23 protein-coding genes, 3 tRNA genes and 1 pseudogene are annotated in these 25,256 nt (G+C 67.4%); 20 read left to right on the plus strand and 7 right to left on the minus strand.

Annotated features, from left to right (window positions below; genetic code table 11):
- The first annotated feature begins 30 nt into the window (after window positions 1–30).
- From FFS10_RS13435 to FFS10_RS13450, 4 genes are all read left to right on the plus strand, one after another.
- The gene (locus FFS10_RS13435; protein WP_137894979.1) at window positions 31–717 is read left to right on the plus strand and encodes a response regulator; all 687 of its coding nucleotides are present in this window, start codon (window positions 31–33) and stop codon (window positions 715–717) included.
- A 40-nt stretch (window positions 718–757) separates the two neighbouring features.
- Window positions 758–833, plus strand: a tRNA-Phe gene (locus tag FFS10_RS13440).
- A 196-nt stretch (window positions 834–1,029) separates the two neighbouring features.
- Complete coding sequence (locus FFS10_RS13445) at window positions 1,030–1,323, plus strand: hypothetical protein (protein ID WP_137894980.1); 294 nt, start codon at window positions 1,030–1,032, stop codon at window positions 1,321–1,323.
- 1 nt (window position 1,324) lies between these two features.
- Window positions 1,325–1,846, plus strand: coding sequence for a DUF2335 domain-containing protein (locus FFS10_RS13450; protein WP_137894981.1), 522 nt, complete (start codon window positions 1,325–1,327; stop codon window positions 1,844–1,846).
- Window positions 1,847–1,864: 18 nt separating this feature from the next.
- Here FFS10_RS13450 and FFS10_RS23530 read toward each other — a convergent pair whose 3' ends face one another.
- The 5 genes from FFS10_RS23530 to FFS10_RS13475 form a co-directional block, all read right to left on the minus strand.
- A complete protein-coding gene (locus tag FFS10_RS23530) occupies window positions 1,865–2,842 on the minus strand; it encodes a tyrosine-type recombinase/integrase (RefSeq protein WP_137894982.1) in 978 nt (325 codons plus the stop codon).
- A complete protein-coding gene (locus tag FFS10_RS13460) occupies window positions 2,842–3,081 on the minus strand; it encodes a DUF4224 domain-containing protein (protein WP_137894983.1) in 240 nt (79 codons plus the stop codon). The genes FFS10_RS23530 and FFS10_RS13460 overlap by 1 nt, the downstream gene beginning before the upstream one ends.
- On the minus strand, window positions 3,078–3,677 hold the full coding sequence (locus tag FFS10_RS13465; RefSeq protein WP_137894984.1) for a rolling circle replication-associated protein: 600 nt from the start codon (window positions 3,675–3,677) through the stop codon (window positions 3,078–3,080). Before FFS10_RS13465 ends, FFS10_RS13460 begins: the two co-directional genes overlap by 4 nt.
- A gap of 297 nt (window positions 3,678–3,974) precedes the next feature.
- Window positions 3,975–4,295 (minus strand): hypothetical protein, encoded by a 321-nt coding sequence (locus FFS10_RS13470; RefSeq protein WP_137894985.1) that lies wholly within the window; start codon window positions 4,293–4,295, stop codon window positions 3,975–3,977.
- 205 nt (window positions 4,296–4,500) lie between these two features.
- The gene (locus tag FFS10_RS13475; RefSeq protein WP_137894986.1) at window positions 4,501–4,695 is read right to left on the minus strand and encodes a hypothetical protein; all 195 of its coding nucleotides are present in this window, start codon (window positions 4,693–4,695) and stop codon (window positions 4,501–4,503) included.
- 262 nt (window positions 4,696–4,957) lie between these two features.
- Here FFS10_RS13475 and FFS10_RS13480 point away from each other — a divergent pair.
- The 13 genes and pseudogenes from FFS10_RS13480 to FFS10_RS13540 all read left to right on the plus strand — a co-directional run bounded on the left by FFS10_RS13480 (window position 4,958) and on the right by FFS10_RS13540 (window position 18,652).
- Window positions 4,958–5,033: transfer RNA gene (locus FFS10_RS13480), tRNA-Gly, on the plus strand.
- 16 nt (window positions 5,034–5,049) lie between these two features.
- A tRNA-Thr gene (locus FFS10_RS13485) sits at window positions 5,050–5,124 on the plus strand.
- A 239-nt stretch (window positions 5,125–5,363) separates the two neighbouring features.
- Window positions 5,364–5,720 (plus strand): hydroxyisourate hydrolase, encoded by a 357-nt coding sequence (gene uraH, locus FFS10_RS13490; protein WP_137894987.1) that lies wholly within the window; start codon window positions 5,364–5,366, stop codon window positions 5,718–5,720.
- 94 nt (window positions 5,721–5,814) lie between these two features.
- Window positions 5,815–6,780 carry a Bug family tripartite tricarboxylate transporter substrate binding protein gene (locus FFS10_RS13495; protein WP_171016012.1) on the plus strand — a complete coding sequence of 322 codons (966 nt, stop codon included), beginning with the start codon at window positions 5,815–5,817 and terminating at the stop codon, window positions 6,778–6,780.
- A gap of 201 nt (window positions 6,781–6,981) precedes the next feature.
- Window positions 6,982–8,193, plus strand: a complete 1,212-nt coding sequence (locus FFS10_RS13500) for a urate hydroxylase PuuD (protein WP_137894989.1) — start codon at window positions 6,982–6,984, stop codon at window positions 8,191–8,193.
- Window positions 8,194–8,213: 20 nt separating this feature from the next.
- Window positions 8,214–8,972: a class II aldolase/adducin family protein gene (locus FFS10_RS13505; protein ID WP_137894990.1), complete on the plus strand. Its 759-nt coding sequence runs from the start codon at window positions 8,214–8,216 to the stop codon at window positions 8,970–8,972.
- 27 nt (window positions 8,973–8,999) lie between these two features.
- Window positions 9,000–9,212 (plus strand): annotated as a pseudogene (locus tag FFS10_RS13510) (4-oxalocrotonate tautomerase); the annotation flags it as partial.
- A 156-nt stretch (window positions 9,213–9,368) separates the two neighbouring features.
- Window positions 9,369–9,626, plus strand: coding sequence for a hypothetical protein (locus tag FFS10_RS13515; protein WP_137894992.1), 258 nt, complete (start codon window positions 9,369–9,371; stop codon window positions 9,624–9,626).
- A 9-nt stretch (window positions 9,627–9,635) separates the two neighbouring features.
- Window positions 9,636–10,049, plus strand: a complete 414-nt coding sequence (locus FFS10_RS13520; protein WP_137894993.1) for a YeaH/YhbH family protein — start codon at window positions 9,636–9,638, stop codon at window positions 10,047–10,049.
- Between the two features lie 198 nt (window positions 10,050–10,247).
- Window positions 10,248–12,329: a TonB-dependent receptor family protein gene (locus FFS10_RS13525; RefSeq protein ID WP_137894994.1), complete on the plus strand. Its 2,082-nt coding sequence runs from the start codon at window positions 10,248–10,250 to the stop codon at window positions 12,327–12,329.
- 79 nt (window positions 12,330–12,408) lie between these two features.
- Complete coding sequence (locus FFS10_RS13530) at window positions 12,409–14,526, plus strand: TonB-dependent siderophore receptor (RefSeq protein ID WP_137894995.1); 2,118 nt, start codon at window positions 12,409–12,411, stop codon at window positions 14,524–14,526.
- A gap of 5 nt (window positions 14,527–14,531) precedes the next feature.
- On the plus strand, window positions 14,532–15,605 hold the full coding sequence (locus FFS10_RS13535; protein WP_137894996.1) for a PepSY-associated TM helix domain-containing protein: 1,074 nt from the start codon (window positions 14,532–14,534) through the stop codon (window positions 15,603–15,605).
- A 218-nt stretch (window positions 15,606–15,823) separates the two neighbouring features.
- Entirely contained in the window at window positions 15,824–18,652 is a 2,829-nt protein-coding gene (locus FFS10_RS13540; RefSeq protein ID WP_137894997.1) for a sensor domain-containing protein, read from the plus strand.
- Between the two features lie 107 nt (window positions 18,653–18,759).
- Here the strand turns inward: FFS10_RS13540 and FFS10_RS13545 are convergent, their stop codons facing one another.
- Window positions 18,760–19,713, minus strand: a complete 954-nt coding sequence (locus FFS10_RS13545; RefSeq protein ID WP_137894998.1) for a cyanophycinase — start codon at window positions 19,711–19,713, stop codon at window positions 18,760–18,762.
- A 154-nt stretch (window positions 19,714–19,867) separates the two neighbouring features.
- Here FFS10_RS13545 and FFS10_RS13550 point away from each other — a divergent pair, with 154 nt between their 5' ends.
- The 3 genes from FFS10_RS13550 to ahpF all read left to right on the plus strand — a co-directional run bounded on the left by FFS10_RS13550 (window position 19,868) and on the right by ahpF (window position 23,660).
- Window positions 19,868–21,178 carry a tetratricopeptide repeat protein gene (locus FFS10_RS13550; protein WP_137894999.1) on the plus strand — a complete coding sequence of 437 codons (1,311 nt, stop codon included), beginning with the start codon at window positions 19,868–19,870 and terminating at the stop codon, window positions 21,176–21,178.
- Window positions 21,179–21,313: 135 nt separating this feature from the next.
- The gene (gene ahpC, locus FFS10_RS13555) at window positions 21,314–21,877 is read left to right on the plus strand and encodes an alkyl hydroperoxide reductase subunit C (protein WP_137895000.1); all 564 of its coding nucleotides are present in this window, start codon (window positions 21,314–21,316) and stop codon (window positions 21,875–21,877) included.
- 208 nt (window positions 21,878–22,085) lie between these two features.
- Window positions 22,086–23,660 (plus strand): alkyl hydroperoxide reductase subunit F, encoded by a 1,575-nt coding sequence (ahpF, locus tag FFS10_RS13560; protein ID WP_137895001.1) that lies wholly within the window; start codon window positions 22,086–22,088, stop codon window positions 23,658–23,660.
- A gap of 12 nt (window positions 23,661–23,672) precedes the next feature.
- Here ahpF and FFS10_RS13565 read toward each other — a convergent pair.
- A partial coding sequence (locus FFS10_RS13565) for an MFS transporter (RefSeq protein WP_249931286.1) occupies window positions 23,673–25,256 on the minus strand: 1,584 nt, incomplete at its 5' end.

Raw genomic sequence — 25,256 nt, forward strand, 5'->3', positions numbered from 1 at the left:
CACGCACACGCAAGGGACAACGCTGCAATCATGGCAAACATACTGGTGGTCGACGACGAGCTGGGTATCCGCGATCTGCTCTCGGAAATCCTGAACGACGAAGGCCACAACGTGGAGCTTGCCGAGAACGCCGCCCAGGCCCGCGCGGCACGCGGCCGGGGCCGCCCGGACCTGGTCCTGCTCGACATCTGGATGCCCGACACCGACGGCGTGACCCTGCTCAAGGAGTGGTCCACCAGCGGCCAGCTCAGCATGCCGGTGATCATGATGAGCGGCCATGCCACCATAGACACCGCGGTGGAGGCGACGCGCATAGGCGCGCAGTCCTTCCTCGAAAAGCCGATCACGCTGCAGAAGCTGCTCAAGGCCGTGGAGCAGGGCCTGGCGCGCGACAGCGCGCGCCGGCTGAACGGCGCGGCCGCCGCGGCGGCGCCGCTGGTCGAGTTCGGCGTCCATGCCGTGGCGGGCGATGGCCAGCTGCTGGCCCCGGTCATGGAGCCCGGCCTGCCGGGCCTGCGCAGCTTCGAGCTCGACAAGCCGCTGCGCGACGCGCGCGACGAGTTCGAGAAGGCCTACTTCGAGTTCCATCTCAGCAAGGAAGGTGGATCCATGACCCGCGTGGCCGAGAAGACCGGCCTGGAGCGCACCCACCTGTACCGCAAGCTCAAGCAGCTGGGCGTGGACCTCTCGCGCGGCAAGCGAAATTCGGTGCTCTGAGCCGAAAAGCGGTCTTCGAGCCTGCTATAATTCCAAGTCTGGCCCGGTAGCTCAGTTGGTAGAGCAGCGGATTGAAAATCCGCGTGTCGGTGGTTCGATTCCGCCCCAGGCCACCAGCATCCATGCGCCCCAGCGCCCGGTCCGGGTTCTGGGGCGTTTCTACAATTTGGGGTGGTTTTCTACAATTGCCCTGGGTTTGGCGTGCTCACGAGTGGGGTCACGCACCTTCGAGGTGCTCCCGAGGGGGCTTATGAACTTCTCAGAAGTGTGCTAGTCTCAACTTGACGAGTCTTATCCATCTAGCAGTTCCACATGAAGCAGAAACCAGTTGGCTCGCGATCCCGAGAGGCTGTTTCGGGCTCGGCCGAACTCAAGAAGAACCCCTTGAAGGGGAAGACGGTCGTTGCGTCTGAAGCATTGCGCAAGGAAGGCCGCTACCTCCTTGTTGGGGCGGGAACCGTGCTGGATGTTGGCGGGTCGCATTTGAAGTGCCCTTCTCTTGGATCCCTTTCGGACGATGTGAAAATTCTCCAGCGAGATTTTTGGACGGTTGGGGATGACTTGAGGACTGTCCTTCAGTACCAACTCTCTAATTTAAAACGATAGCATGTCCGATGAGAGTCAGCCCATTGCCCCTGCCGAGGTGGTGGAGCTAGTAGAACCGCTAATACGAGCGCTGCCACAGGAAAAGCAGGCTGAACTACGGCAAATCATTCAAACCTCGATTCAGTACCAGGGGCCGTTGCCGCCGCCGGCAATGATGGCCGAGTATCAGCACATCATCCCTAATGGCGCTGATCGTTTGATGCTTCTTCTAGAGAAGCAGACTGACCACCGCATTGACATGGAAGCCCGCTTGGTAATTGGGCGCATTGAAGTCACGAAAGACGGTCAAAGGATCGCTGCAGGATTGAGTCTCTTTTTTGGACTAGTTGCAGCATTTCTCGGTTACTTCGGTCACGATTGGTTGGCCGGTACGATTGGCGTGACAACTATCATTGGGCTGGCGGTCGTGTTCGTCTTAGGTAAGGAGCCGGGACGCCAGGATGCCAAGTCGGCGGCACCCGAGGAGCCTCGTGAGGAAGTCGCCAAGCCGCACTCAAGCCGGCCACAGAAGAGGAAGAGGTGACTACACCGTAGGGGACTGTCAGCGTAGCGGCTTGACGCGGTCGCCGATCCGTGTTTTCACGTAATGTTCAGTCATCTCTCGGTTCTTGTGCGCCAATAGCTTTTGCGAGTGAGCCAAGTCCCCGGTGTCTGTAGCCGCCTTCGCTCGGATATCCCGGAACTGGAAGTGCACCTTGGCCTTGTCGCGTGCCTTGTCGAAGCGTGACCGCAGGGCATACTGGCTTAGAGGCTGGCCGTTGTCGTCCTGGATCAGGAACGGGCTGATGACCACGCGAGGGCGCTCCGTGATGCGCTTGATGACCTGGGCCAGCTGGCCTGTGATCTCGATTGCTAGGCGTGCGCCAGTCTTGTTCTGAACGATCCACAGTGCCCCGTCACGAATGTCCTTGCGCGTGAGTTTAAGCACGTCGGCGGGACGCTGGCCGGTGAGCAGGGCCAGGTCCATGGCGTCGACTACGGTGTGGTGGGCGTGCTCCCTGACCTTCTCGAATTCGTCGTCCGATACATAGCGGTCGCGCCCAGTCTCGCGGAAGCCCTTGACGCCCTGGCACGGGTTCGTCGCGGCCGTGTAGCCCCACTCCCTGGCCTTGTTGAAGATGTGGGAGAAAAGGGCCTTCTCGCGGTTGGCGCGCACGGGCGCCGATTGGCCTCGAATGTCCAAGTACTCGCGGATGTGCATCGGGGCGATCGCGTCGATCGGCATGTGGCCGAAGACGCGAAGCAGGTTGGCCAGCTCCTTGTCGTTGTCCTTTCGCGTGCGGACGGACTTCGTCGGGTAGACCTCCCGCACGTACCGCCTCGCGATCACGGAAAAGAGCCTGGTCGAGTCGTCCTCCCGCACGCCCTCGCGCTGCGCCCACAGACGGAGCGCCTCGGCCCGGTCGGTAGAAAGCTTGGTCCAGACGCGGGGCAGGGTGCCGCTGACGTGGTACCAGACCTTGCCCTTGTGGTGAAAGCGCGGCGGGTCGTCGAAGTTGGATTGGCGGCGGCGTCCCATCAGACGGCCCTCAGTGCGGCGAAATTCGGACGGGGGCGCTGTTCTTCATTCCCGCCGCAGCCGAGCATCTTCTCGGCGTACTTTCTTGCAATGATCGGCTTGCGGTTCCCGTTCAACTCGAAGCGCCACCCCTTGGCGTGTAGCCATTGGACCTGGCGCATCGGCGTCTTGAAGCCGGTCAGGAACTCGACTTCATCAGCCAGGAGGAACAGCGGTTCAAGGCGGGCGTCGGTGCTCATAGCAAGTGGGGTGCGCCTATCACGGAGTAGGGGCCTTCGATCTTGGCAAATCCTCCTAGGTACTCGAAGACCTTTGTCGCAGTAACTCGGCCTCCGCAGCAGGACACCCGCCAGGGCGACGGCACGCAAAGCCCCGTAGCCGAATCGACCAGGCCGACACCTTTAACGCGCACAAATCGGCTGCCGACTCCGGCGAGATGCTTAAGCCATGTGGGCAGGTTGAACCATCTTCGAATAGCCTTACCGGCTTCCTCGAATCCACCCGCTCCGTGAATTCGAGCACCTTTTGGAAGACCGACCTTTGAGTCGAACTTGGAGGCGTACTTGATAAGGTAGCCAACGGGGTGTCTTGCCCATTCAATTCGGGTGCTTCCATGTGGCCACCAGCCTTGCTTGTCGGGTTTTGGGAGGGTCAGGCCCTTGGGGAGCCAGATCAGGACGTGGTAGTGCAGGGCGCCCCGCTTCTGGAGTTCGGCAACCCACACGTAGCTGAACCGATGGCCGCGGCGCTGCAGCCAGTGGCGGATGCGCTTGAGCAGTTCGGATATGTGGCACGGCTGGAAGCCGTCGACGTCGCGGTAGGTGAGGGTCAGCATCGCGGGCTTGAACCGGAAGCCGCGGTAGCAGTGCTCGAATAGCTTGGCCGCTACTAGGACCGAACGCTTTAGCCGGGTGTGCCTGGCCCAGTCGGAGTCGATCTCTACCGACTGGTGCGTATGAACGTGTCACTTGTTTTAAGAGTGACAAGCCCAGGCGCCGTCGCCGCGCCCGGTGCGCCTTGCGGCGCCCCCGGCCGCACCGAAGGCGCCGTCGTGTCGATTTGCAAAAAGGGGTTCTCCATACCCCTCAATGTAGAGGGGTATGCGAGACCCGTCAAGGGTGCTTGCTACCCCTTATTCGAGCTTCCGACGATCCGGCACGGACACTTCGCCGGACACAGCCTTCCAAAAATTGCTGAGTGTCTTCGCGAAGCGATAGCCAACCGACCGCATTGAGGCTGCGGCCTCCTCCGGGAACGCCTCGCGGACGGAGATTCCGAGGATCTCCTCGTACTTGCGAATGGTGCGTTTGTTGTGCACCAGGACCAAGACCTTCCAGCCGACATGCCGACCGATGACATACATCCCGAGGGCCTGTTCAAGCTCGTCGATGCTGCCGACCTCGCTCAGTTTCGGGCTACCGAACTTGTCGATTGCGCGGTCAAGCAGGTCCATGGCCTCTTTGGCCTGCTCAGGCGTCAACGGCGGTTCGATTGGAGGGCGAGACTTAGGCATTAACCGAGCTTAGGCGGGTCAAGGGGTGTTGGTCAACCCTTTCGCCGAGCCGAGTTGCCCACCGCGTCGGTCGGTACGTCGCAAGCGCCGCCCGCCGCCGTGGACAACTCTGCACCTATGGCGCTCGGCTGCTGCGAGCGGAAACTCAGTCTTCGACCAACTGATCTGGAACTTGTTGCCAGTAATTACACTTCCGGCCTACTTGGCGCTTAAAGACGCGGAAGAGCTCGTTGGGGTCGATATTGGCTTGCGGAGCCACCTCTTCAAGCGCTGCCTGAAGAGCACGGCGCATGTCGTATCTCAGGTGCTCCAGTACGCCTTCAATTCTGATTTTGGCCATCGCGACCTCCCTCGGCGAAATTCTAGGACTAAATGTTCTACAAAGGTCGTCGAGTTGGGTTCGCTGCCGAGACGAGCGACTTGGCTTAGGCGTTGCGTTTTGTAGAGGGTGGGGCGACCTAACGTCTTGGCACACAAGGACTTTGCCGGCAGATTGAAAATCCGCGTGTCGGTGGTTCGATTCCGCCCCAGGCCACCAGTCATTTCGAACAAGCCCATCCCTTCCGATGGGCTTTTTCTTTGACCGCCTGGTCGGTCATCATGCGGGAATAGCTCAGCTGGCAGAGCGCAACCTTGCCAAGGTTGAGGTCGCGAGTTCGAACCTCGTTTCCCGCTCCATCCTTCTCTTCGGGTGGCCCATGTGGCTCAGTGGCAGAGCACTCCCTTGGTAAGGGAGAGGTCGCGGGTCCGATTCCCGCCATGGGCACCACCGGTCTCCTGCCGCGCTTCCCGATCATTGCCGGATCTTGGCAGCTGAAACTCTCTTCCTCTGACTACCCTGCGTCCCGGCACAGGCGACGGGCTTTTCGCTTTTGGGCGGGCCTGTGCGCTTCGGCCGACCCTGGACTCGGGTTAGCGAGTATGGGTTTGTCCACCAATGTGTATACACTTTGTGCGAGACCCTCGGCCGACTCCCGGCTGGACCCACGCAACGATGAAAGGACAAGGATGGGACACCTCAGCACCCATGTGCTCGACACCATGAACGGCTGCCCGGCCGCCGGCATGGCCGTGAAGCTGCAGCGGGTAGCCGGCGCGCAGGCCGAGACGATCATGGCCTTCACGCTCAACGCCGACGGGCGCAACGAGGGCGGCGCGCTGCTCGACGCGCAGAGCATGGCGGCGGGCCGCTACCGGCTGGTGTTCTCGGTCGCGGCCTATTTCCGCGCGCGCGGCGTGCAACTGCCCGAGCCGCCCTTCATCGACGAGGTGCAGCTCGACTTCGGCATCGCCGACGCGGCCGGCCACTACCACGTGCCGCTGCTGGTCAGCCCCTGGGCCTACTCGACCTACCGCGGCTCGTAAGTTCCGGGCCGGTCGGCTTCCGGCCTGGCACGCCGGTTGCATTCGCGTCTTCGCTGTCCGGGCACTATGCTCTCAACCACCCCTGGAGATGTCCATGCCGAACCGTCGTCACGCCGTCCTGGCTTCGCTGACCCTTGCTGCGGCCGTCATCGCCGCTCCCGCTCATGCGGCCTGGCCCGAAAAGCCGATCCGCGTCGTCGTGACCTTCGCCGCCGGCGGGGCCAGCGACATCGTCGCGCGCGCGATCTCGGAGAAGCTGTCCCGGGCGCTGGGCCAGCCGGTGATCGTCGACAACAAGCCCGGCGCGGGCGGCACCATAGGCGGCAGCGAGGTGGTGCGCGCGCCGGCCGACGGCTACACGCTGATGCTGTCGAACTCCACGCCGACCTCGATCGGCCCCTACACCGTGCCCAAGCTACCCTACGACCCAGGCAAGCAGTTCACCCATGTGGCCATGCTGGGCGTGGCGCCGGTGCTGATCATGGCCCACCCCAAGGCGGGGCCGGCCACGCTCAAGGACCTGCCCAAGGCCGCGGCGACACCCGGCTACAGCTTCGGCAGCGGCGGTCCGGGCTCGATCGGCCACATCGTCGGCGAGATGACCAAGGCCGCGATGAAGATACAGATGAACCACGTGCCCTACCGCGGCGGCGCGCCCATGACCACCGACCTGATCGCCGGCACCATCCCGTTGGGCATAGACGTGATCACGGCCTTCGTGCCCATGGTCAAGGCGGGGCAGATCCGGGCCCTGGCGGTGACCACGCGCGAGCGCTCGCCGCTCTTGCCCGAGGTGCCCAGCGTGGTCGAGCTCGGCTGGCCGCAGCTGGTGGCGGAGAACTACTTCGGCGTCTCGGGGCCGGCCGGCCTGCCCAAGGAGGTGACGGACAAGCTCGCCAAGGCCCTGGCCGAGATCGTTGCCGACCCGGCCATCGTCCGCCGCTTCGAGGAGCTCGGCGTCACGCCGGTCAAGATGGGCCAAGCCGAGTTCGCGGCCTTCGTGGTCAAGCAGGCCAATGACTGGGCGCCTGCGATCAAGGCGGCCGACCTCAAGCCCTGAGGCCCGACCCGGTTGGTCCGGGTTTTCCCGCGTGCCGACCGGGAACAAAAGTGTATACACTTAAATCACGTCGCCGCGGCGTCCGCGGACCGGCTCCCAGCCGGCCCGCATGGTTGCGACGCATGCTCCTCACAGAGCCCGCTGTGGTGAGGGGAACCCGCACCGCTGCGCTGGTGCGTTTTCCGAACCTGTGAGGATCTGATGGATGCCTACCTTCTCGACTGGGCCAACCTGCTGCTGCGCTGGGCCCATGTCATCACCGCGATCGCCTGGATCGGCGCCTCGTTCTACTTCGTACTGCTCGACAACAGCCTGAGCCCGCCGGCCCACGAGGACCTCAAGAAAAAAGGCGTCGACGGCGAGATGTGGGCCGTGCATGGCGGCGGCTTCTACCACTCGAACAAGTACATGGTGGCGCCCAAGTGGCTGCCGCTGCCCGAGAACCTGCACTGGTCCTACTGGGAGAGCTACTCGACCTGGCTGACCGGCTTTGCCCTGTTCACCGCGCTCTACCTGTTCAACGCCGGCAGCTTCCTGGTCGACAAGAGTGTCTACGACTGGTCGGCCGGCGCCGCCATCGCCGCCGCCCTGGGCTTCCTGGCCGCGTTCTGGCTGATCTACGACGCGATCTGCCGCGTCTTCGGCCAGAAGAAGGGCGGCGACCTCATCGTCGGCGCCGGCGTGACCTTGTTCATCGTCTTCGCGTCCTGGCTGGCCTGCCAGCTGTTCGCCGGCCGCGCCGCCTTCCTGCTGGTCGGGGCGATGATCGCGACGGCCATGAGCGCCAACGTGTTCTTCTGGATCATCCCGGGCCAGCGCAAGGTCATCGCCCAGATGAAGGCCGGCCAGCCGGTCGACCCTGTCCACGGCCAGCGCGGCAAGCAGCGCAGCGTGCACAACACCTATTTCACGCTGCCGGTGCTGATCGCCATGCTGTCCAATCACTACGGCTGGCTCTACCAGGCCAAGCAGAACTGGCTGGTGCTGGTGCTGCTGATGCTGGCCGGCGCCCTGATACGCCACAGCTTCGTCGCGCGCCACAAGGCCCATGTGCTGGGCCAGCGCACGCCCTGGGAGCACGCGGTCGTCGGCACCCTGGTCCTCGCCGGCATGGCTTTCTGGCTGGCGCCGCCGCCGCAGAGCGCCGAGGCCAAGGCCGCCGCTGCCAAGCCGGTGGCCTTTGCCGAGGTCAAGGCCGTGCTCGACCAGCGCTGCGCCATGTGCCACAACGCCCAGCTGCAGAGCAAGGGTGTGGCCCTGCACACGGCCGAGCTGATCCGCCAGCATGCCCAGGCCGTCTACCAGCAGGCCTCGGTGCTCAAGCTGATGCCGCTCAACAACGCGACCCAGATCACCGACGAAGAGCGGGCCCTGATCAAGCGCTGGTACGAGGCCGGCGCGCCGGCCAACTGAAACCCGCGAGCTACCGCTCCATGATGCCCCAGGCCACCCGCCGTCCGCCGCGCTGCGAGCGCGAGATCCGCACCGACCTCGCCGCCGCCTACCGCCTGGCCGCGCTGGCCGGCTGGGACGACACGGTCTACACGCATCTTTCGGCCGCGGTGCCGGGCCAGCCCGGGGTCTACCTGATCAACGAATTCGGCCTGGGCTTCGACGAGGTCACGGCGTCCAACCTGGTCAAGGTCGACCTGCAGGGCAGGGTGGTCGACGGCTCGGGGCGGCCGGTCAACCCGACCGGTTTCACCATCCACGGCGCGGTGCACGCGGCGCGGCCCGAGCTCGAGTGCGTGATCCACCTGCACGCGCCCTGGGGCGTGGCGCTGTCGATGCGGCCCGAGGGTCTGCTGCCCTGCTCGCAGTGGGCCATGCGCCTGCATGGCCGGCTCGGCCGCCACGCCTACGAGGGCCTGGCCCTGGGCGCCGAGGAGCAGCGGCGCCTGGTGGCCAACTTGGGGCTCCTCGACGGCCTGATCCTCGAGCACCACGGCACCCTGACCGTGGGCCGCACGGTGGCCGAGGCCTTCATGCTGATGCACCTGCTCGAGCGCGCCGCACAGGCCCAGCTGCTGGCCATGGCGGCCGGCGGCGGCGGCGTGCCGGCCGTCGGCGAGGCGCTCGCCGAGCGCAGTTACCGACAATGGGTGGGCGATGGCAGCGAATGGGACGGCGACGCCGAATGGCCCGCGCTGCTGCGCCGCGCCGACCGGCTGTCGCCCGGCTTCCGCGACTGAAACCAGACTGAACACCACAGGAGAAACACCACCATGCCGACCATCCGCGTCGAACTCTTCGAAGGCCGCAGCCCCGAGCAGAAGGCCGCCCTGGCCAAGGAATTCACCGAGGCCTGCGTGCGCGTGCTGGGCGGCAGCGGCGACGGCGTGGACGTGGTCTTCTACGACATCGCCCGCCAAGACTGGGCCACCGGCGGCGTGCTCTGGAGCGACAAGGCCCCGCCCAAGCCCGCGGGCTGAGCGCCGAGGGCGGGGACTCGCGGCGGCACATGCCGTGGAGTTTTTCCTTTCTTGCAATTAATAATGATTCGCATTTAAAATCGACGCCCACGGGGCCTTCGCCTCCAGCCGGCTGCTGCCGCAGCCCGGGCCGGCCCCGTTTCAAGAGGAGTCGACATGTCGAGTCAAGACGGCATCCCGTCCTGCCAGCACCTCAGCCTGGCACGCAGCGAAATCGGTCACATCAGCACCTGCCGCGACTGCGGCGTGGTCCAGCTCCATTTGCAGGCCCTGAGCCTGCGCCTGGAAGACGAGGCCTTCGAGGCGCTGGCGCGCATGGTGGGCCGCGCCAGCCTGCGCCTCGCGGCCATGGACCGGCTGGCGGGTGAGCCGCCGCGCGGGGACGCGCCCGGGCGGCCTGCCGGCCTGCACTGAGGGCGTTCCATGATGCGCCAGACCATCGCCGTGCGACAGGCCACGAGCCGCGAACTGGAGGGGGAGATCGCCGCGCTGCGCGCGGAAAACGCGCTGCTGCTGCGCGGCTTGGCGCGGGCCCAGGCGAGCGCCAGCGAGGGTGTGGCCGAACTGCACGGCGAGGTGCAGCGGCTGCAGCGCGAGCTGATGCGCCTGCGCGCCGCGCTGATCATCAAGCAGAGTCAGCAGGCGCTGCTGCAGATGCGGCCGGTTGACCTGGGCGCGGTCGCGCAGGCCGCCGCGCGCGCCCTGATCTGCCAGACCGGCTGCCTGGCGCACGACGCGCACTGGCTGGCGCAGGGACGCTGCCGCCTCCACGGCCAGGCCTGCGAGCTGCTGCCGCAACCCGCGGCCGAGCCTGCCGAGGAAGGCTCGCTCCGGTAGCCGGGCGGGCGTGCTGGGGCAGGGGGCCGCTCGCGCTGGCGGTTCGATCAAATCCTGCGCTTTCGGTTTTTTGAATCACAATGCGAATTATTCGCATTACAATTCTTTTCTGAAAATTTGCCAGCGCGCAGAACGGGGCCGGCCCATGGGTCGGCCGCCCCGTTGCCGCGCCGCCCTCCTAAACCCCAAGAAACAAGCATGCAAGCTCAGCGAACCCCCCTCTTCACCAGCCGCCCGGTCGCCCTGGCCGTCAGCTCGGCACTCGCCTTGCTGGCCGCTCCTGCGGCCTGGGCCCAGTCCGAAACGCCCGGGGCCAGCCTGCCCGAGGTCAGCATCAGCGCCGACTGGCTGGGCGCGCCGGGCGCCGCGCAGGCCAAGACCCATCCCGGCGCGCGCACGGTGCTGGGCGAGCAGGCCCTGGAGGACCAGGCGGCACGCACGCTGGACGACGTGCTCAGGCAGGTGCCCGGCACCACGGTGCTCGACGAGAGCGGCACCGGGGTCCTGCCCAACATCGGCGTGCGCGGGCTGAACCCGCTGCGCAGCGAACAGGTGCTGCTGCTGCAGGACGGCATGCCGATGACGCTGGCCCCCTACGGCCAGACCGGCGCCTCGCTGTTCCCGCTCACGCTGCAGTCCGTCGAGGCGATCGATGTGGCGCGCGGCGGCGTGGCCGTGCACTACGGGCCGAACAACGTGGGCGGAGTGATCAACTTCATCACCAGGCGCATCCCGGTCAAGCCGGCCGTCACGCTCAAGGAGACCCTGTCGGTCAGCGAAGCCACGGGCCGCCTGCTCAGCGACAGCTACCTGCGCGCCGGCGGCTTCGTCAACGAGCGCCTGGGCCTGCAGCTGCAGGCCAACCTGATCGAGGGCCACGGCGAGCGGGCCCATTCGGACACCCGTACCGGCAACCTCATGCTGGACGCCGAGTGGTACGCCAGCGACACCGTCAACATCAAGGCCGGGCTGCAGCGCTACGAGACCCGCAACGAGCTGCCGGGCGCGCTGACGCCGCAGGCCTATGCCCAGGACCGCCACCAGTCGACGCGGCCGCTGGACCGCTTCGACGGCGACACCACGCGCGGCCACCTGAACTACCAGCAGCAGCTGGGCCCCGGCGTGCAGCTGAGCTGGAACAACTTCGGCCACCGCAGCTCGCGCACCTTCAGCTTCGGCAACGCGAGCAACGCCAGCCAGGCGTCCACGGCGCGGAGCTCCTCGCCGCGCGAGTACTGGGTCTACGGCACCGAGCCCAAGCTCAGCGTCGAGCTGGACGGCGCCCTCAAGCAGAAGGTCCTGCTCGGCCTGCGCTACCTGCGCGAGGAGGTCGACTACCTGGTCGACAGCCGCAACCTCGCGACCGGCGCCTACAGCATCACGCGCGACTGGCGCTTCGAGAACGACGCCTATGCCGCCTACGTCAGCGACACCTTCAGCCTGCTGGACGGCAAGCTCAAGCTCACGCCCGGCGTGCGCCACGAGGAGGTGAAGCTGTCCTACCGCAACAAGCTGACCGGCGCACAGACCCGAGACCAGACGCGCGACTGGCTGCCCGGGCTGGACCTAGGCTACCAGGCCAGCGAGCGCCTGTTCCTGTTCGCCAACGCACACCGCTCGCTGCGCCCCGTGCAGTTCACGCAGATCACCTACGGCGGCGACCTCGCGGCCGAGCGTGCCAAGAATTACGAGGGCGGGGCGCGCTGGGCGGCGACGCCGCGCCTGGACCTGGGCGCCACGGCCTTCCGCTTCGAGTTCGACAACAAGCTCGAATTCGTCAACGCCAGCACGGGCTTCCGCAACCTCGGCGAGGCCCTGCACCAGGGCGTGGAGCTGGACCTGGCCTGGCGGCCCGAGGCCGTGCGCGGCCTGGAGCTCAAGGGCGGCTATACCCGCGTCAGCACCCGGCAGCAGTCCGGCAGCTTCCAGGGCAAGGATCTGCCCTACGCACCGCACCACAAGCTGAGCCTGGACGCGGGCTGGCGCCAGGCCGCCTGGAGCTGGAACCTCAACGGCCTGTACCAGAGCGCCATGTTCAGCGACGGCGCCAACACGGTCGCGGAAAACGCCAGCGGCTCGGTCGGTCGCATCCCGTCCTACTGGCTGTGGAACGCCAAGCTCGGCTACGACTTTCGCTGGCACGGCACGCGCATGAAGGCGGGCCTGGCCGTCAACAACCTGTTCGACCGCGACCACTACTTCCGCGGCGTGGACTACAGCCAGGGCCGCCTGCCGCAGCCCGGCCGTGCCCTGCTGCTGAGCCTGCAGGCCGACCTTTGAGGCTCACGCCCCCGGCCCGGCCGGTGCCGGGCCGCGCGGGGCTTTGTCGCTTCCATCCCCCGATCCCCGACTTCCGAACATGAGCCGCCTCGCACCGCGCCGCATCCGCCCATCAGAATCCTTTTCCCTGCGTCCCCTGCTGCTGGCACTTGCCGGCCTGGGACTGGCCGCCTCCACCCAGGCGCAGACCAGCGGCACCCTGGGCGAGGTCCAGGTCAGCGGCGAGGCCTCGCGCAGCTACAGCGCGCGCAGCGTGCAGGTCGGAACCTACCGGGACCAGGACCCGCTGGACGTGCCCCTGACCAACAACGTGGTCACGCGCGAGGTGCTCGACGCCCAGGGCGCGAACACGCTGCACGGCGCGCTGCGCAACACGGCCGGCGTGGCCCATGCCCAGATCGGCAACGCGACCTACGACAACATCGCGATCCGCGGCCTGCTGGTGGACAACCAGCGCAATTACCGGCTCAACGGCTCGCTGCCCATCGTCAACCTGATCGCCACGCCGCTCGAGAACAAGGAGCGCGTCGAGGTGCTCAAGGGCGCGGCCTCGCTCTACTACGGCCTGGTGCCGCCTTCGGGCATCGTCAACCTCGTGACCAAGCGCGCCGGCGCCCAGCCGGTGACCAGCATCGCGACCTCGGTCAACAACCACGGCGGCTTCGACGCCCATGCCGACATCGCGCGCCGCTTCGGCCCCGATGAGGCCATGGGGCTGCGCGTCAACGCGGTCGCCGGCAAGCAGGAGACCGGCCTGCACCGCTTCGAAGGCGAGCGCAGCCTGCTCTCGCTGGCCCATGACTGGCGCGTCAACCGCGCGCTCAGCTTCAAGCTCGACCTCGAGCATTACCGCAAGAACGTCAGCGAGCCCGCGACCCTGCTGCTCAACGCGAACAAGCCCGCCGTGCCCAGGCCGGTGGACAACCGCATCAACCATGCCGGCGAATGGCAGCGCTACAAGGCCGAGGCCACCAACCTGCTGCTGCGCTCGGACATCGCGCTCTCGGACGAATGGGCCCTGACCCTGGAGACCGGGCGGGCCGTCACCGAGCGCGACCGCAATTTCTCCACGCTGAGCAACATCGACCTGGCCACGGGCGAGGGGACGCTCAACATCAGCTTCGTGCGCGACCAGCGCTTCGCCAACACCAACCACCGCGCCGAGCTGGTCGGCCGCCTGGCCGCGGGCGCGCTGGCCCATGAGCTGACCCTGGGCGCGACGAGCAATCTGCGCCGCGCCAGCGGCGAGCAGTCCCTGCCGGCTGCAAGCGTCTCCCAGAACTACCACGAGCCGCGCATCATCGCGCCCATCGCGCGCAGCAACTGGACGGCCATCACCCCCTCGCGCGTCAGCGACAAGGGCGCCTACCTGTTCGACCGCATGTCCCTGGGCGAGCGCTGGCAGCTGCTCGCGGGCCTGCGCTACAGCGACTACCTCAGCCAGTCCGGCTCGGCCACGCCCTACGAGGCCAGCAACCGCTCGCCCAACCTGTCCGTGATCTACAAGCCCAGTTCCGAGCTCTCTTGGTACGCGAGCTATCTGGAGGCGCTCGAGGAGACGGGCGTCGCGGCGGCGCAGCGCGCCAATGCCGGCGAGCTGCTGCCGCCCGCGGTGAACAAGCAGAAGGAGCTGGGTGTCAAGGCGCGCCTGCGGCCCGGCCTGCTCGTGCAGGCGGCCTATTTCGACATCCAGCGGCCCCAGACCACCATCGACGCGGCCAACCGCTTCGTGATCGGCGGCCGCAGCGACTACCGCGGTCTCGAGCTGTCGGCCAGCGGCGCGCTGGGCCGCCAATGGTCGCTGCTGGCCTCGGCCCTGCTGCTGGACGCCGAGATCTCCCAGGTCGGCCCCGGCAACGCGGCCGAGCTCGGCAAGACGCCGCAGAACACGGCCAGGCGCACGCTGAGCCTGTTCGGCGAGTACCGCGTGCCCCAGGTGCCGGGCTGGTCGCTCAACGCCGGCATCTTCCATGTCGGCAAGCGCCCGGTGAACAGCCGCAACCTGGCCTATGTCGACGCCTACACCACGCTCTCGCTGGGCACGCGCTACCTCACGAAGTGGAACGGCAGCGCGGTGACCTGGCAGGCCAACATCGACAACGCGACCGACCGCAACTACTGGAGCAGCACGGGCGACAACTACCTGGCCGCCGGCCTGCCGCGCACCCTGCGCCTGGCCGCGAAGTTCGATTTCTGAGCACCATGCGGCCGGCAAGCTTGCGCACCTGGTGGCTCAAGGCCCACCGCTGGTTCGGTCTGAGCCTGGGCGGGGTGCTGCTGCTCGCCGCCGTCACGGGCGCGCTGATGACCGTGGCGCGACCGCTGGACGCCTGGCTGCATCCCGAGCTGTTCCGGGTCGCGCCGGCGCCGCAGGCGGCCGCCGCCCTGCCCCTGGAGCAGGTGCGCCGCCAGCTCGAGGCCGAGTTCGGCGCCGGCGTCGCGTTCCGCCTGCGCCCGCCGCGCGAGCCCGGCGACAGCCTCTGGGCCTCGGTCCAGGGGGCCTGGACGGGCACGGTGTATTTCCATCCCGATACGGCGGCCGAGCTCGGGCGGCGCGGCGAGCACGAGGGCCTGGCGAACTGGCTGTTCGAGCTGCACAGCAACCTGCTGCTCGGCGAGGCCGGCAAGGCCCTGCTCGCCGCCACGGCCCTGGCCTACCTGCTGCTGCTGGTCTCGGGCCTGGTGCTCTGGTGGCCGGCGCGCTGGCGCCATGCCTTCAGCCTGCGGCTGGTTGGCGGGACCACGCGCGCCCTGTTCGACCTGCACCGCGTCGGCGGCGCGCTGCTGGGCTTGGCGATCGCCGTCAGCGTGCTCAGCGGCGCCTACATGGCCTGGCGCCCGCTGTCGGCCGCCGTGACCGCGCTCAGCGGTGCGCAGGCCACAGCTGCGCCGCGCCCGCGGGTCGAGCCCGGCGGCACCGCGGCGCCGCTCGACCAGCTGCTGGTGCGGGCGCGCCAGGCCCTGCCCGGGGGCCTCGTGGGCTTCGTTCAGGTGGCTGGGCACGGCCAGCCGGTGCGCGTGCGCCTGAGGCTGCCCGACGACCCGCACCCGAACGGCCTGAGCTCGGTCTGGCTGCATCCCGCCACGGCCCAGGTGCTCGCGGTGCAGCGCTGGCAGGGGCTGGACCCCGGGGCGCGCGCCTATGTGTTCATGTACCCGCTGCACATCGGCGAGCTCGGCGGCGTGGCCCACCTCGTGCTCACCGGCATGCTGGGCCTGGCCCTGGCCGGCTTCGGCGCGACCGGGGTCTGGCTCTGGTGGCGCCGCCGGCGCTGAAGCCTTGGTCGTCTAACGACGATATCTCATGCCCGTGCCTGAGACGGGCGTTGGCGAATATGGGGTTTGCAGGGCCGGCGATGTATAACTGGGGGCATCGTCCAGAATCGCATTCCGCGGCAGCAGGGAGAACAATGTGGCTCGTTCGCAGATTTCAAGCAAATCTTGTCGTCTATGGGCCTATGGCCTGACCGCCCTCTGACCGCTTCTACGCGACGATGGCCGAACCCCTCGCCCCGCAGGAATCGCCCTCGGACTTGCCAGGGGCGATCGCGCTGCTGGCATGGCTTGGCGGGACGATCGTCGCCCTGCTGGTGCCGTTGATCTTTCTCGCCATCGGCTACCAGACCCTGTCCACCCAGCTGGACGCAGTGTCGCTGACCAGCTCCCGCCTGGCTGCGACCGCCTTTTCCAAGCGCGCCGTCGCCAAGGACTCCGCCCGCTTCAACCCGCAAGGCATTTTCGAAGCATTGGCGCCGCTTAGCGGCAACACCAAGATCCAGATCCTGGATCACAGAAACCAGGTGCTTGTCGAAAATCATACCCGGCTCGAACGGCCGCTGATGACCCGCACGGCCATACTGCAGCTATCAGACCAGGAGGTTTGGCGGCTTGAATTGCGCCGCTCGCTGCGCCCGCTGCTTTACCATTCCTTGGCGCTGTTCGTGCCAGGGCTGTTGCTCGGCTGGCTATGCTTTGTTGTGCTGCGGATGCTGCCGACGCGTGCGTTTCATTTGACGCTGAACGAGATCGAGGTACGCAAGGCCACCGAGGAGCGTCTGGCCAGATCGCTGTCCTTGTTTTCTGCCACGCTGGAATCGACAGCGGACGGTATTCTTGTGACCGACTCCTTCGGCAGGCCCGTCGTGTCCAACCAGCGCTTTCTGAAGATGTGGCGTATTGCCAAGCCGATCAACTTGGGCGGCGGCGACTTCGAAGCGATTTCGATCCTGGCTTCCAAACTGCGTGACTCCGGCGGTTTCCTGGCCAATCAGCGCAAATTGGCCGACGCCATCGAGCTCGAACATGGAGAAATTCTCGAGCTGCTGGATGGGCGCGTCTTCGAGTGGTATTCCCAGCCTCAGCGCGTGGACGGGGTCGCGGTGGGCCAGGTCTCGAGCTTTCGGGATATCAGCGAGCGCAAACGCGCGGAAGTCCTGCTCTCGGCAGAGAAGCAGGTGCTGGAAATGGTGGTCAGCGGTGCACCCTTGGTCGAAGCCTTGAGTGTGCTGGCCCGGCACATAGAGATGTTGTCGAATGAAATGTTCTGCTCGATCATTTTCCGGGAAGACGCAGAAGGCGTAACCCTGCATTGCGCGACCGGGCCCAGCCTGCCGGCGGCCGTGACCAGCCGCATCGCCAACCGCGGTTATGCGGCCCTGGCTGCGGTATTCGACGAAGCAAGGCGGCAGGAGGGGGACCTCGCTGCCGGGTTCCCCAACATCCTGGACGACGAGAAATGGGCGGGTTACCGTCACCTGGTGGCAGACTGGGGGCTGCTGGCCTGTTTCTCGGTGCCCATCTGCTCCTCCACGGGCAGTCTGCTGGGCGTCATTGTGGCGCACTATCGCTCGCCTTCCGAGCAGCAGCCGCATGATCTGGAACTGGTCCGCGTCGCCACCAACCTGACCAGCATTGCGATAGAGCGCAGGCAGGCGGAAGCGCAACTGGACACGATGGCGCACTTCGATGCCCTCACCCAACTCCCCAACCGGCTCTTGTTCCGCGACCGCCTGCATCACGCCATGGCTCGGTCGGACCGCAGCAAGGAAATAATTGCCGTGATGTTTCTCGACCTGGATCGCTTCAAGACCATCAACGATACCCTGGGTCATGATGCGGGCGACCTGCTGCTGCGTGAAGTTTCGTCCAGGCTGTGCCAATGTGTGCGTGCGGAGGATACGGTCGCCCGCCTGGGCGGGGACGAGTTCACCATCATCCTGGAGCAGATCGGCAAAGCGGAAGACGCTGCGGTGATCGCCAACAAGATCCTTGAAACCCTTACCCCTCCCTTCACGCTGAGTGGCCAGGAAACCTTCGTCACCTCAAGCATTGGCATTACCGTTTACCCATCGGACAGCGCCGATTTCGACGGCCTGGTCAAGAACGCCGACACCGCCATGTACCGGGCCAAGGGGGGCGGCGGGAACGGTTACCGCTTCTTCACGCCGGAAATGAACGCCAAGGCCGGGGAGCGCCTGAAGATGGAAAGCGGCCTGCGCCGCGCGCTGGAGCGCAACGAGTTCGTGGTCTATTACCAGCCCAAGGTGGATTTGAGAAGCGGCAAGATCCTCGGCGCCGAGGCCTTGCTGCGCTGGAGGCATCCGGAATGGGGGCTGGTTTCGCCGTCTGAATTCGTGCCTATCCTGGAAGAAACCGGCCTGATCGAGCCGGTAGGCGAATGGGTCTTGAGAACGGTATGCATGCAGATCCGGTCGTGGCAGGCTAACCCGGCCATCCCCCCCTTGTGCGTGGCGGTCAACCTGTCCGGGCGACAGCTGCAACGCGGCAATCTGGCGACCACCATCGGCAGCCTGCTGGAAGAAACCGGGCTGGCGCCGCATTGGCTGGAGTTGGAGGTGACCGAGAGCATGCTGATGCACGACCCCGAATTCGCCGCCGACATGCTCAGGCAGATCCGCGCGAAAGGCATCATGAGCATCGATGTCGACGATTTCGGCACCGGCTATTCGTCCCTGAGCTATCTGAAGCGTTTTCCTATCGACTCTTTGAAGCTCGACAAGTCCTTTGTGCAAGGCCTGCCGAACGACGAAGACGATATCGCCATCAGCAAGGCCGTCATCGCGCTCGCGCATAGCCTGAAGCTCAAGGTGATCGCCGAAGGGGTGGAAACCAGCGAGCAGTTCGAGTCTCTGCGCCAGCATGAATGTGATGTGATTCAGGGCTACATCGTCAGCCCGCCGCTGCCCGCCGACGCTTTTGCTCAACTGGCCCGGGAATACAAACACATGGAACGGTGGCTCGCGAAAGGCATCGATCTGAAGCCCGGCCACACGCTGGCGACCGATCACAATGCGGCGGTGTAGGGCCGAGTCGGCCCAGCTGAATCCTGATCGCCCCAGGAAAACGAATCCCTTGCCGACTGCTTCCACTCGGGCCAGGAGAGCAGGAATGACGGGTAAAGAAACGCCGTTTAGCCGCGGATCGGCCCCGGCGTGACCAGGGCGCCCAGCGCCTCCAGCAGCGAGGCGGGCAGGCTGCGCGCGCCGCGCTCGCCCTGCACGCTGTAGCGGTGACCGGCGGGCAGCACATGCAGGTTCACGCCCAGCATTTCGAGCCGCTCGTTCGCGTCCACCTCATCGAAGTTCGAGCGCATGCGCCGCCCGTCGATCAGGGTGACGGCACCCTGGCCTATCACCTCGACGCCCTGGCCGCGCTCGATCACCAGGGCCGTGTCCTCGTCTATGCCCACACCCAGCATGTCGGGGCGCTGGGCCAGCACCGAGAGCAGGCGCCCCAGGCGACGGCGCTCGGAGAAATGCTGGTCGATGATGGCCCGGGACACGAAGCCCAGGCCCAGGTCCAGGATGGCCGCGTCCTTCTCGGGCAGGCGCGGCGTGTCGCCCTCGGCCAGCATCAGGCGAGACAGGGCGGCGGCGCCAGCGCTGGTGCCGCCTATGCAGCAGCCGCGCAGGTGAAAGGCCAGGTGCATGGCGCGCGCCGCCCCGGTCTCCCAGAGCAGGCCCATGAGGCGGCGCTGGTCGCCGCCGCTCATGAAGATGCCGTCGGCGTGCAGCAGGCGGTTGATCAGCTCGGGATCGTTGGCCGCGTCCCGGTCCGCGATGTCCAGCGGCGCGCAGCGCTCGGCGCCGAGCTCGCGGAACACCGGCTCGTAGCCACGCCAGCTCGCGGCCGGGTCGGCGCTGGCGGCGGTGAGTACCAGGATCTGGGCCTGCGGCCCACCACACAGCTCGACGAAGCGGCGCAGGATGAGGCGGTCCTTGAGCCTGTCCTCGGCGCCGCCTATCACCACCAGATGGCCCAGCCGGCGCTGGTAGGCCTGCTCGGCCAGTGCCGGGGCGGGGAGGGCGGCCAGGGCCAGTCCCAGGGCGAGCCACTGCCGGCGGTTGAAACGGGAGGCAATCATATGTAAAGGTCGTAAGAAATGTCCGGCACGCGGCGATTGTCCCAGCAAGTCGGCGCCGCTTCGTGACAGCCGAGGCCGGCGCCGGGCGGTGCTTGGCTTTTTCCGCGCCGGCGCGGATGATCGAAGGCTGGTACCGAGAACGGGAGCCGCAGCCATGGGAACGACCGATAGCCTGGGCTTGGCGCTGAGCGGCGCCGGCGCCGACAGCGCGCACCGCTACGAGCAGGCGCTGCACCAGCTGCAGTGCTACATGGGCGATCCGGTCGCCACCATCGACGCCGCCATTGCCGAGCGCCCGGACTTCGCGATGGGCCATGTGCTGCATGCCTGGCTGAATTTGCTGGGCACCGAGCCCGCCGCCCTGCCGGTGGCCCGGCAGGACCTGGCCCGGCTCATGGGCCTGGCTTGCACGCCGCGCGAGCGGACCCATGGCCAGGCCATCGCCGCCTGGCTGGACGGGCGCTGGCGCGATGCCGCCCGCTTGCTGGAGGACCTCTCGCTCGAGCATCCGCGCGACGCGCTGGCCCTGCAGGCCGGCCATGTGCTGGACTTCTACCTGGGCGACGCGCGCATGCTGCGCGACCGCCTGGCGCGGGCCCTGCCGGCCTGGTCGCCGGCCATGCCGGGCTACCACGCCCTGCTGGGCATGCAGGCCTTCGGCCTCGAGGAAACCGGCGCCTACGGTCGCGCCGAAGCCCAGGGGCGCGCGGCGCTCGAGCTCGAGCCGCGCGACGCCTGGGCCCACCACGCGGTGGCCCATGTCATGGAGATGCAGGGTCGCACCCAGGAAGGCATTGCCTGGATGCGCGAGCGCCAGAGCGACTGGGCCGAGGACAACTTCTTCGCCGTGCACAACTGGTGGCATCGGGCGCTCTACCACCTGGACCTGGGCGAAATCGACCAGGTGCTGGCCCTGTTCGATGGGCCGGTGTTCGGCGGCCGTTCCACGCTGGCGCTGGACCTGGTCGACGCCTCGGCGCTGCTGTGGCGCCTGCAGCTGCGCGGCGTAGCGCTGGGCGGACGCTGGCACGAGGTGGCCGAGCGCTGGCTGTCTTTCGCCGACACGGCCTACTATGCCTTCAACGATGCGCACGCCATGATGGCCTTCGTCGGCGACGGCCGTGTCGAGGCCCAGCAGACCCTGCTGGCGGCGCAGGCGCGCGCCATGGCGGGCCAGGGCGACAACGCCGGCTTCACGCGCGAGGTCGGCGCGCCGCTGGTGCAGGCGATCCAGGCCTTCGGCGCAGGCGAGTGGCGGCGCACGGCCGAACTGCTGCGTCCGCTGCGCGGCATCGCGCAGCGCTTCGGTGGCAGCCACGCCCAGCGCGACCTGATCGACCTGACCCTGATCGAGGCCGCGCTGCGCGACGGCCAGCAGGCCCTGGCCCGGGGCCTGGCCGCCGAGCGGGTCGACGCCAAGCCCGCCAGCCCCAGCGCGCGCGAGCTGCTGCGCCGCGCGGGCTGAGCCGGCGCTCGCCACCCCTTTGCTGCGGCGCAATACAGAAAACCTATCAATAGGTTAGGAAGATTGAATCTGTTTTTTGATAGCTGTGGGCTATGATTTGCCTGTCCGAAAATTTTTCAACCCAACGGAGCATTCATGTCCCTGATCAACACCCAAGTCAAACCCTTCAGCGCCACGGCCTACCACAACGGCAAATTCGTGCCCGTCACCCAAGACAGCCTGAAGGGCAAGTGGTCCGTGGTGTTCTTCTATCCGGCCGACTTCACCTTCGTGTGCCCCACCGAGCTGGGCGACCTGGCCGACCATTACGACACCTTCAAGGCCCTGGGCGTGGAGATCTACGGCGTGTCCACCGACACCCACTTCACCCACAAGGCCTGGCACGACACCTCCGAGACCATCGCCAAGGTCAACTACCCGCTGATCGGCGACCCCACCGGCGCCATCACGCGCAACTTCGAGGTGATGATCGAGGAAGAGGGCCTGGCGCTGCGCGGCACCTTCGTGATCAACCCCGAAGGCCAGATCAAGCTGTGCGAAGTGCACGACAACGGCATCGGCCGCGACGCCAAGGAACTGCTGCGCAAGGTGCAGGCCGCCCAGTACGTGGCCGCCCACCCTGGCGAAGTCTGCCCCGCCAAGTGGACGCCGGGTGAGAAGACCCTGGCGCCCTCGCTCGACCTGGTCGGCAAGATCTAAAGCCGCCTTCCCTGGCGAGCGGCGGTCATCGCGTGAGACCGCCGTTCGCCGCGACCTGCGGCCCTGGCGCCGCAGGCCTTTCCCCTCCAGTTCCACGACCCGATCCGCCTGATCGCCCGCCTTGCGGCGGATCCGGCCGTGGTGCTGTGCGCGCTTGCCAAAGCGCGCCGGCCGCCTGCCCCATCAGTCCCATTTCAGGAGAACCGCCATGTTGGACGCCGCCCTCAAGACCCAGCTCAAGGCCTATCTGGAGAAGATGCTGCTGCCGATCGAGATCACTGCCTCGCTGGACCAGGGCGAGGCCTCGCGCGAGATGCTGGCCCTGCTGAGCGAGCTGGCCGGCCTGTCGCCGCTGATCCGCCTGGTCGAGCGGCGCGACGACGCCGAGCGCAAGCCCTCGTTCGCGATCCAGCGCGTGGGCAGCGAGATGGGCATACGCTTCGCCGGCATCCCGATGGGCCACGAGTTCAGCTCCCTGGTGCTGGCCCTGCTGCAGGCCGGTGGCCACCCGCCCAAGGTCGAGGCCGAGCTGATCGAGCAGATCCGGGCCCTGGACGGCGACTTCGTCTTCGAGACCTTCATCTCCCTGTCCTGCCAGAACTGCCCCGAGGTCGTGCAGGCCCTGAACCTGATGGCCGTGCTCAACCCGCGCGTGCGCCACACCATGATAGACGGCGCGCTGTTCCAGCACGAGGTGCAGGCGCGCCAGGTCATGGCCGTGCCCAGCGTCTTACTCAACGGCCAGGCCTTCGGCCAGGGCCGCATGGGGCTGGAGGAGATCGTGGCCAGGCTCGACAGCGGCGCCGGCGCGCGCGAGGCCGCGAAGATCGCCGCCAAGGCCCCGTTCGACCTGCTGGTGGTCGGCGGCGGACCGGCCGGCGCGGCGGCCGCGATCTACGCCGCGCGCAAGGGCATACGCACCGGCGTGGTGGCCGAGCGCTTCGGCGGCCAGGTGCTCGACACCCTGGGCATAGAGAACTTCATCTCGGTCCAGGAGACCGAGGGCCCCAAGCTCGCCGCGGCGCTGGAGCAGCATGTCAAGGCCTACGAGGTCGACGTGATGAACCTGCAGCGCGCCCAGGCCCTGCAGCCGGCCGAGGGCGGGCTGCTCGCGCTGCAGCTGGACAGCGGCGCCACGCTCAAGGCGCGCAGCCTGGTGATCGCCACCGGCGCGCGCTGGCGCGAGATGGGCGTGCCCGGCGAGCAGCAGTACCGCAACAAGGGCGTGGCCTACTGCCCGCACTGCGACGGCCCGCTGTTTAGGGCTAAGCGGGTCGCCGTGGTGGGCGGCGGCAACTCGGGGGTCGAGGCCGCGATCGACCTGGCGGGCATCGTGGCCCAGGTCACGCTGCTGGAATTCGACAGCCAGCTGCGCGCCGACGCGGTGCTGCAGCGCAAGCTGGCCAGCCTGCCCAACGTGCGCGTGATCACCCAGGCCCAGACCACCGAGGTCACCGGCGACGGCAGCAAGGTGGGTGGCCTGCGCTACACCGACCGGCGCGACGGCAGCAGCCATGCGCTGGAGCTGGAAGGCATCTTCGTGCAGATCGGCCTGCTGCCCAACACCGACTGGCTCAAGGGCCGGCTGGCGCTGAGCCCGCGCGGCGAGATCGAGGTCGACGCGCGCGGCCAGACCTCGCTGCCCGGCGTGTTCGCGGCCGGCGACGTGACCACGGTGCCCTACAAGCAGATCGTGATCGCCATGGGCGAGGGCTCGAAGGCCGCGCTGGCGGCCTTCGACCACCTGATCCGCAGCTCGGCGCCCGAGGCCGCCCTGGCCTGAGCGGCGCCGCGCTCAGGCGTGATGCGCGGCGGTCTTCTCGCTCTTGACCGTGGACTCCATCACGCAGCGCGTCACCACCGGCGGCGACTCGCCGATGTGGAAGGCCAGGCGCCGGTCGCGCAGGGCCACATCGGCCGCCGTCACGCGGTCGAAGCGGCGCAGGTGGTCGGTCCAGGATTCGTCGACGATCTGCTCGATGTAGCGGCCCGGGTCGGACAGGTCGCGCAGCAGCTCCCAGGACAGGGAACCGTGGCGCAGCCGGCTGCGCCGGCTTTCCTGCATCAGGGCGAGGAAGTCGGCCGCGCGCGCCGGGTCGATGCGGTACTCGATGCTCACCAGGATGTGGCCGCTCTCTGGCGGGGCATCGGTCTGGGGCATCTTGAACTGGCGCGAGGGCGTCATGTCCTCTTCGCTGCCGCGGTCTGGCATCAGCGCGTTGACCAGCCAGATGCTGAGCGTGCCCGTCACGGCCGCCACGGCCAGGCTCATGGGCACGCTGGACAGCGTGGCCACCTGGCCCCACAGGGCCGCGCCGCCGGCGCTGGCGCCCATGACGGCCATCTGGAACATGGACATGCCGCGCGCCCGCACCCAGTCGGGCAGGCCGAACTGGGCCGAGACGCTGAGCGTGTTGGCCGTGGTGATCCAGGCCATGCCGCCGGCGAACATGGCGGGCGCGGCCAGCCAGGCGTCGGGGGCGAAGGCGACCACTGCCATGACGACCGACTGCAGTGCCGCGCCGCGGACCACCAGGGCGTCGCGTGACCAGCGTTGGCGCAGCTTCTGCAGGAACAGGGCGGCCGTGATCGCGCCCGCGCCCATGGCGGCCAGCAGCAGGGTGAAGGTGCCGGCGCCACCGCCGCGCAGGTCGCGCGCGACCAGGGGCAGCAGGGCCATCAGCGCCGTGGAGTGCAGGAAGAACAGCGAGATGCGCAGCAGCACGCCCTTGAGGTGGTTGGACTGGCCGACGAACTGCAGGCCCACGCGCATGGCGCTGAACAGCTTCTCGCGCCCCAGCGGGTGCGGCTTGTGCGTGCGCTGCCAGCGCGTGATGACCACGCCGGCCAGCACCGACAGCACGGCGTTGAGCAGGAACACCCAGGCGCTGCCGACGCTCGCGATCAGGGCGCCGGCCAGCAGGGGGCCCACGATGCGCGAGGCGTTCATGGACACGCCGTTGAGCGCCAGCGCCGCCGGCAGCTGGGCGCGCGGCACCAGCTCGGGCACGATGGCGGCGAACACTGGCCAGCGCATGGCCAGGCCGATGCCGTTGGCGAAGATCAGGGCCAGCAGCAGCGGCGGCGTCATCAGGTCCAGCAGCACCGCCGCGCTCAGCGCCAGGGCCACGGCCGCCACCCAGAACTGGGTGACCAGGAAGTAGCGCTTGCGGTCCAGGATGTCGGCCAGCGCGCCGCTGGGCAGGCCCAGCAGGAACACCGGCAGCGTGGCCGCGGTCTGCACCAGCGCGACCCAGATCGGCGAAGCGGCCAGCGAGGTCATGAGCCAGGCCGCCGCGACGTCGTTCATCCACATGCAGATGTTGGCCATCAGCCAGGTGATCCACAGCATGCGGAACACCGGCAGCCGCAAGGGAGC

The organism is Ramlibacter sp. 2FC, assembly GCF_005503345.1.
Lineage (GTDB): Bacteria > Pseudomonadota > Gammaproteobacteria > Burkholderiales > Burkholderiaceae_C > SCMQ01.